Source organism: Pseudomonas sp. GW456-E7 (assembly GCF_059424105.1).
On sequence record NZ_JBWKZB010000101.1, the window covers coordinates 1 to 5412 of the forward strand.

The window sequence follows — 5412 nt, forward strand, 5'->3', positions numbered from 1 at the left end:
GCCTTCGCAAAGCCCTTGATCAGCCGCTCGGAGTAGTGCCAGTGGGTGGTGACGCGATAGCCGTCGAGCAAGCCCGCTCCCACAAAAGACATGCCATTCATCAGGGCCGAATATCGGGACAGAATAGCTGATTCGCGCTCATAAACTGTCAACCATAACGAGACAGTATTTCAGTTTTCACCTACTTATTGCACAAACGAGTAAACATTAACCTTCTCCTCACTCGGACGAATTCACGTCCCCACAGGAGATTTCATCATGCTGACTCTTCGCAAAGCCTCGGATCGTGGCCTGGCCAATCACGGCTGGCTGAAGTCATTCCACACCTTTTCCTTCGCCAACTACCGCAACCCGAAAGAGCAGGGTTTTTCCGACCTGTTGGTGATCAACGACGACCGCGTCGCCGCCGGCAAAGGCTTCGGCCAGCACCCGCACCGCGACATGGAGATCTTCTCCTATGTGCTTGAGGGTGCCCTGGAACACAAGGACACCCTGGGCACCGGGTCGGTGATCCGCCCCGGCGATGTGCAACTGATGAGCGCTGGCAGCGGCGTGGCCCACAGTGAGTTCAACCACTCCAGCACGCGGCCGGTGCACTTTCTGCAGATCTGGATCGTGCCCGACGTCAGCGGCGCCAAACCGCGCTATCAGCAGGAGCACTTCAGCACCGGGAAAAAACGCGGGCGCCTGCAGCTGATCATCTCGCCGGACGGCACCAAGGGTTCGCTCAAGGTGCGCCAGGATGCACGGGTGTATGCCGGCCTGATCGACGGCCAGGAAAGCGCCACCCTGGAACTGGCCGCCAACCGTTATGCCTACGTGCACGTGGCCCGGGGCAGCGTCGAACTCAACGGCGTGTTGTTGCAGGAGGGCGACGGTGTGCGGATCCGTGATGAACAGGCACTGACCTTGAGCAACGGCGTGGACGCTGAAGTATTGGTCTTCGACCTGCGCCCGCAGGAACTGCCGGAAATGCCATGACATCCCTCTGTGGGAGCGAGCCTGCTCGCGAAGGCGGAGTGTCAGACGACATCACTGTTGAATGACCTATCGCTTTCGCGAGCAGGCTCGCTCCCACAGTCTCCCTGATAACGGGCCCGATAGCGCCCCGGACTTTCCCCGGTCCACTTCTTGAACGCCCGATGGAAGGCGCTCGGCTCCTGGAAGCCCAGTTGCTCGGCGATATCGCTGATGCTCGCGTCGCTCTGACGCAATTGCTCAAAGGCCACGCCACGGCGAACTTCGTCCTTGATCTCCTGATAGGAACAGCCTTCGCGCTCCAGTTTGCGGCGGAAGGTGCTGGGACTCAGGTGCTGTTCCAGGGCAAAGGCCTGCAACGTCGGCCATTCACTGTAGTGACTGCCGCGCAAGCGCTGATGAACCTGTGATGCCAGGCCATGCTGGTTACGGAAGCGGATCACCAGCCATTGCGGCGCGGTGCGCAGGAACACTTTCAGCGACGCCAGGTCCTGGACCACCGGCAGGCGCAGGTAATGGCTGGCAAATTCGATTTCAGTGCGCTCGGCACCGAAGGTCAGGTTGGGCCCCCAAAGCAGGCGGTCGTCACTCAGCGACAGGCGCGAGTGGCGGAAGTCCGCACGGTCAATGGGAATGCGCCGCCCGCCCAGCCAGCACAGCAGACTGATCATCAACACCAGGAAGGTTTCTTCACCAAACCGGCTGGCATCGCTGTCCTTCGAACGGGTCTGCAGGCTGATGACCGCACGTTTGCCCCGCACGGCCAGCGAGCCACGAAAGTCGCGCAGGAACAGCCCGAAGTTGGCCAGGCACTGACGCATGGCCTTGTGCAGATCGGGTTCCTGAATCAGGGCGCGGCAAATCAGGGCGAAACTGCCCGGCGGCATGCCGTGGGAATCGAGCCCGAAAAATTCGTCGTCGAGCTCGCGGATCTGAATCAGCCACAACGCCGCAAACGCGCTGGCCGGCACCCGCGCCGTGGGTTGTTGCATGACCGCCGGATCAATGCCCGCCTGTTCGAGCACGGCCGTCACGCGCTGCGGATCGTCCCTCAGCCCATGGATCATTGCCTGCACGAAATAGGCGGCAACCGAGTCCTTTTCCCGCATTGGTTCGCTTCTCTCTCATCACCCGAATGGCAAAAAACATCAGTGCCGTTGAACAGTTTTGGCATAGGACAACCGCCCTGCCGGCTCTAGACTCGCGGCAATAGTACGCCTTCGGCCGCAGTCGCGGCCAAGGTATCGCAGGGTTTGATCGAAGGACGGAAAATGAATCTGCAAAACATCGGGGTAATCGGCGCGGGCACCATGGGCAACGGCATCGCACAAGTCTGTGCCTTGGCCGGTTTCAACGTGACCCTGCTCGACATTTCTGAAAGCGCTTTGCAAAAAGCCGTCGCAACGGTCGGTAAAAACCTGGATCGGCAGATCGCCAAGGAAACCCTGACGCCAGAGCAGAAGCAGGCCACCCTCGACAAAATCCGCACCAGCACCGATTACAGCGTCCTGCGCGACGCGCAACTGGTCATCGAAGCGGCCACTGAGAATCTCGACCTGAAACTGCGTGTGCTGCAACAGATCGCCGCGCAAGTCAGCAGCGAATGCGTCATTGCCTCCAACACCTCGTCGCTGTCGATCACCCAACTGGCCGCCAGTGTCAGCCAGCCAGAGCGCTTCATCGGCCTGCACTTCTTCAACCCGGTGCCGGTAATGGGCCTGATCGAAGTCATCCGCGGCCTGCAAACCAGTGACGCGACCCACCAACTGGCGCTGGACATGGCGACCACCCTCGGCAAAACCGCGATCACCGCCGGCAACCGTCCGGGCTTCGTGGTCAACCGGATCCTGGTGCCGATGATCAACGAGGCGATCCTGGTGTTCCAGGAGGGCCTGGCCAGCGCCGAAGACATCGACGCCGGCATGCGCCTGGGCTGCAACCAGCCTATCGGCCCGTTGGCCCTGGCGGACCTGATTGGCCTGGATACCCTGTTGTCGATCCTCGAAGCCTTCTATGACGGATTCAACGACAGCAAATATCGCCCGGCGCCATTGCTCAAGGAAATGGTCGCTGCCGGTTACCTGGGGCGCAAGACGGGGCGCGGCTTCCATGCCTATGCCTGAGCGTTGCTCGCGCTTTGCCGAGTACCGGGACAAGGTCCTGGAGCTGTTTGCCTGCAAGGGGTTCGGCCAGGTCGGCATGCGTGAGCTCGCGACGTGCCTGGGGCTCTCCCCTGGCTCGCTGTATCACCATTACCCCAGCAAACAGCATCTGCTGCTGGACCTGATCGAGGAGTTCTACGAGGAGCTGCTGGCCACTCTGGGGCGCATCCAGCAAAAAGCGCCCGGCAAACGCGACAAACTCAACAGCCTGATCCGCGCCCATCTGAATCTGCACCGGGAGATGCCTTGGCATTTCCGCCTGGTGGAGCGCGATAGCGGTTGCCTGAACGAAGAGCAACAGGCTCGGGTCCGGCAACTGCGCGAGCAATACGAACGCACGTTGCTGAAGATGCTGGGCGCGAAGTCCCGTTTCAGCGAGCAAGGCCTGCTGGCCGCCGGGCATGCCATTGGTGCGCTGCTCAACAGCGCCCCCAGCTGGCTGACGCCCCATGTGCTGGACGAGCAGGAACGTGAGGAGCTGCTGGAAAGCATGGTCAGCGGCGCCATCGAACGTGTGCTGGCGCCGCGGCGTGTGCCGGAGGCGATAAGCCTCGCCCGTCCTATGGAAAAAACATCTAAAGAAACACAAGCTCCGACAAAGATTTAGCGCTTTGCTTGTCGGCTCGACACAATCGGAATTCGCCGAAAAAACCGGCGTCCAAACCGTTGTGTGTACATGAGCACCTGGAGCCGACCATGAAAATCAATCCCTACCTTATCTTCAACGGCGACTGCAAAGACGCCTTCACGTTCTACGCGAAGTGCCTGCAAGGCCAGATCGAAGCCATGCTGACCTTTGGTGAAACCCCTGCGGGTGAGCATTTCCCCAAGGGGCTGCACAACCTGATCATCCATACCCGCCTGATCGTGGGCGATCAGGCGATCATGGGGTCGGACACCACACCGGATCGCCCCGTCGATAAAATGAGTGCCTGCTCGATTTCACTCAACGTCGACAGCATTGCCGAGGCCGAACGGGTGTTCAATGCACTGGCAGACGGTGGCACTGTGCAGATGCCCCTGGAGACCACGTTCTGGGCGGCGCGCTTCGGCATGCTGGTCGACCGTTTTGGTGTGTCGTGGATGGTCAATTGCGAAAAGGATCAGTGAAGGGCCTTTGTCGAATGACAGAAACGAAGGCACAAGTAAGCCCAACCTGAAAAGGTTGGGCTTTCTGGCAACTCCCGGCCTGTCTGCTACCGTCAACTTGCCACATCGATAGCAGCGGACCAGAGGAGCTAACCCGCTATGCCAGCCCATGACCTGTCCTGGCCCAGCCGTTTCAAACGCTTGCTCCTGGAGCCTATGCCAACGGACCGCTGTGGGCTCGCGACGTGACGACCATCGAGGGACGCAAGCTCAAAGGCATCGTGATCAAGTACCGGTAGATCTCTCCCCGCGGAAGGCAGCGTCAACGGAGATTGAATTTGAATGACCTGGTGATCGCCCTCATCGTTTTTGCCTGCCTGTTCGCCAGCGCACTGCTGGGTTCGTACGTGAGGGAGCGGTTACCGAGCCAACATCTGAGCGATGACTCCGTGGCGGTGTTGAAGCTGGCCACCGGCCTCATCGCAACGATGTCGGCGCTGGTCCTCGGTTTGCTCGTTTCCTCAGCCAAAAACACCTTCGATACGGCCAATGCGGAGCTGGAGGGCGCGGCGGCGAAAGTGATTCAATTCGACCGCTTGCTGGCCCGCTATGGCCCCGATACCCAGGGCATCCGTACCGAACTCAAGCACAACTTCGCCGAAGTCACCCAAGTGCTCGCGACCCGCGATCGCCGTCAGATTGCAAAACTCGACAGCCCCGAAGTGATCCATCGCTCCGAAGGCCTGCAACGCCAGGTGGAGTTACTCTCTCCCGTTAACGATGATCAGCGCTCGCTCAAAGCCAAGGCATTGCAAGACATGGACGCCGTGTTTGCCGCCCGCTGGCTGACCCTGCTGCAGTCCAATCAATCGATCCCACCGGTGATGCTGGTGATCCTGGTGACGTGGCTGGGGATTATCTTTGGCTCGTTCGGCCTGTTTGCACCACGCAACGGGACCATTGTCGTCGTATTGCTGATGTGTGCCCTGTCGACGGGGGCAACCATCTTGCTGGTGGAGGAACTCAATCGACCGCTTGATGGTTTTATCTGTGTGTCGCTGGACCCGCTGGAGCACACATTGGAGCGGTTGGGGCAGTAGTTTGAATTTCCTGCGGACAAAAACAAAACCCCAACTGCTTTCGCAATTGGGGTTTCGGAATTTAATCTTGACGATGACCTACT

General features: G+C 59.8%; 6 protein-coding genes. 5 read left to right on the top strand and 1 reads right to left on the bottom strand.

Annotation, left to right across the window (positions count from 1 at the left end; translation table 11 throughout):
- Positions 1–258 precede the first annotated feature (258 nt).
- Positions 259–981, top strand: a complete 723-nt coding sequence (locus AC07YV_RS29630) for a pirin family protein (protein ID WP_102702813.1) — start codon at positions 259–261, stop codon at positions 979–981.
- Positions 982–1022: 41 nt separating this feature from the next.
- Here AC07YV_RS29630 and AC07YV_RS29635 read toward each other — a convergent pair whose 3' ends face one another.
- Positions 1023–2087 carry an AraC family transcriptional regulator gene (locus AC07YV_RS29635; protein ID WP_102702814.1) on the bottom strand — a complete coding sequence of 355 codons (1065 nt, stop codon included), beginning with the start codon at positions 2085–2087 and terminating at the stop codon, positions 1023–1025.
- A 162-nt stretch (positions 2088–2249) separates the two neighbouring features.
- Here AC07YV_RS29635 and AC07YV_RS29640 point away from each other — a divergent pair, with 162 nt between their 5' ends.
- The 4 genes from AC07YV_RS29640 to AC07YV_RS29655 all read left to right on the top strand — a co-directional run bounded on the left by AC07YV_RS29640 (position 2250) and on the right by AC07YV_RS29655 (position 5329).
- Complete coding sequence (locus AC07YV_RS29640) at positions 2250–3101, top strand: 3-hydroxybutyryl-CoA dehydrogenase (RefSeq protein ID WP_102702815.1); 852 nt, start codon at positions 2250–2252, stop codon at positions 3099–3101.
- The gene (locus AC07YV_RS29645; protein ID WP_007971197.1) at positions 3088–3747 is read left to right on the top strand and encodes a TetR/AcrR family transcriptional regulator; all 660 of its coding nucleotides are present in this window, start codon (positions 3088–3090) and stop codon (positions 3745–3747) included. Before AC07YV_RS29640 ends, AC07YV_RS29645 begins: the two co-directional genes overlap by 14 nt.
- 89 nt (positions 3748–3836) lie before the next feature.
- Positions 3837–4250: a VOC family protein gene (locus AC07YV_RS29650; RefSeq protein ID WP_102702816.1), complete on the top strand. Its 414-nt coding sequence runs from the start codon at positions 3837–3839 to the stop codon at positions 4248–4250.
- A gap of 317 nt (positions 4251–4567) precedes the next feature.
- Complete coding sequence (locus AC07YV_RS29655) at positions 4568–5329, top strand: bestrophin-like domain (RefSeq protein WP_102702817.1); 762 nt, start codon at positions 4568–4570, stop codon at positions 5327–5329.
- Positions 5330–5412: the final 83 nt, after the last annotated feature.

Bases quoted from the DNA above. Each gene is read 5' to 3' on its own strand.
- AC07YV_RS29630 (WP_102702813.1), top strand. From the start codon at position 259: ATGCTGACTCTTCGCAAAGCCTCGGATCGTGGCCTGGCCAATCACGGC.
- AC07YV_RS29635 (WP_102702814.1), bottom strand. From the start codon at position 2,087: ATGCGGGAAAAGGACTCGGTTGCCGCCTATTTCGTGCAGGCAATGATC.
- AC07YV_RS29645 (WP_007971197.1), top strand. From the start codon at position 3,088: ATGCCTATGCCTGAGCGTTGCTCGCGCTTTGCCGAGTACCGGGACAAG.
- AC07YV_RS29640 (WP_102702815.1), top strand. From the start codon at position 2,250: ATGAATCTGCAAAACATCGGGGTAATCGGCGCGGGCACCATGGGCAAC.
- AC07YV_RS29650 (WP_102702816.1), top strand. From the start codon at position 3,837: ATGAAAATCAATCCCTACCTTATCTTCAACGGCGACTGCAAAGACGCC.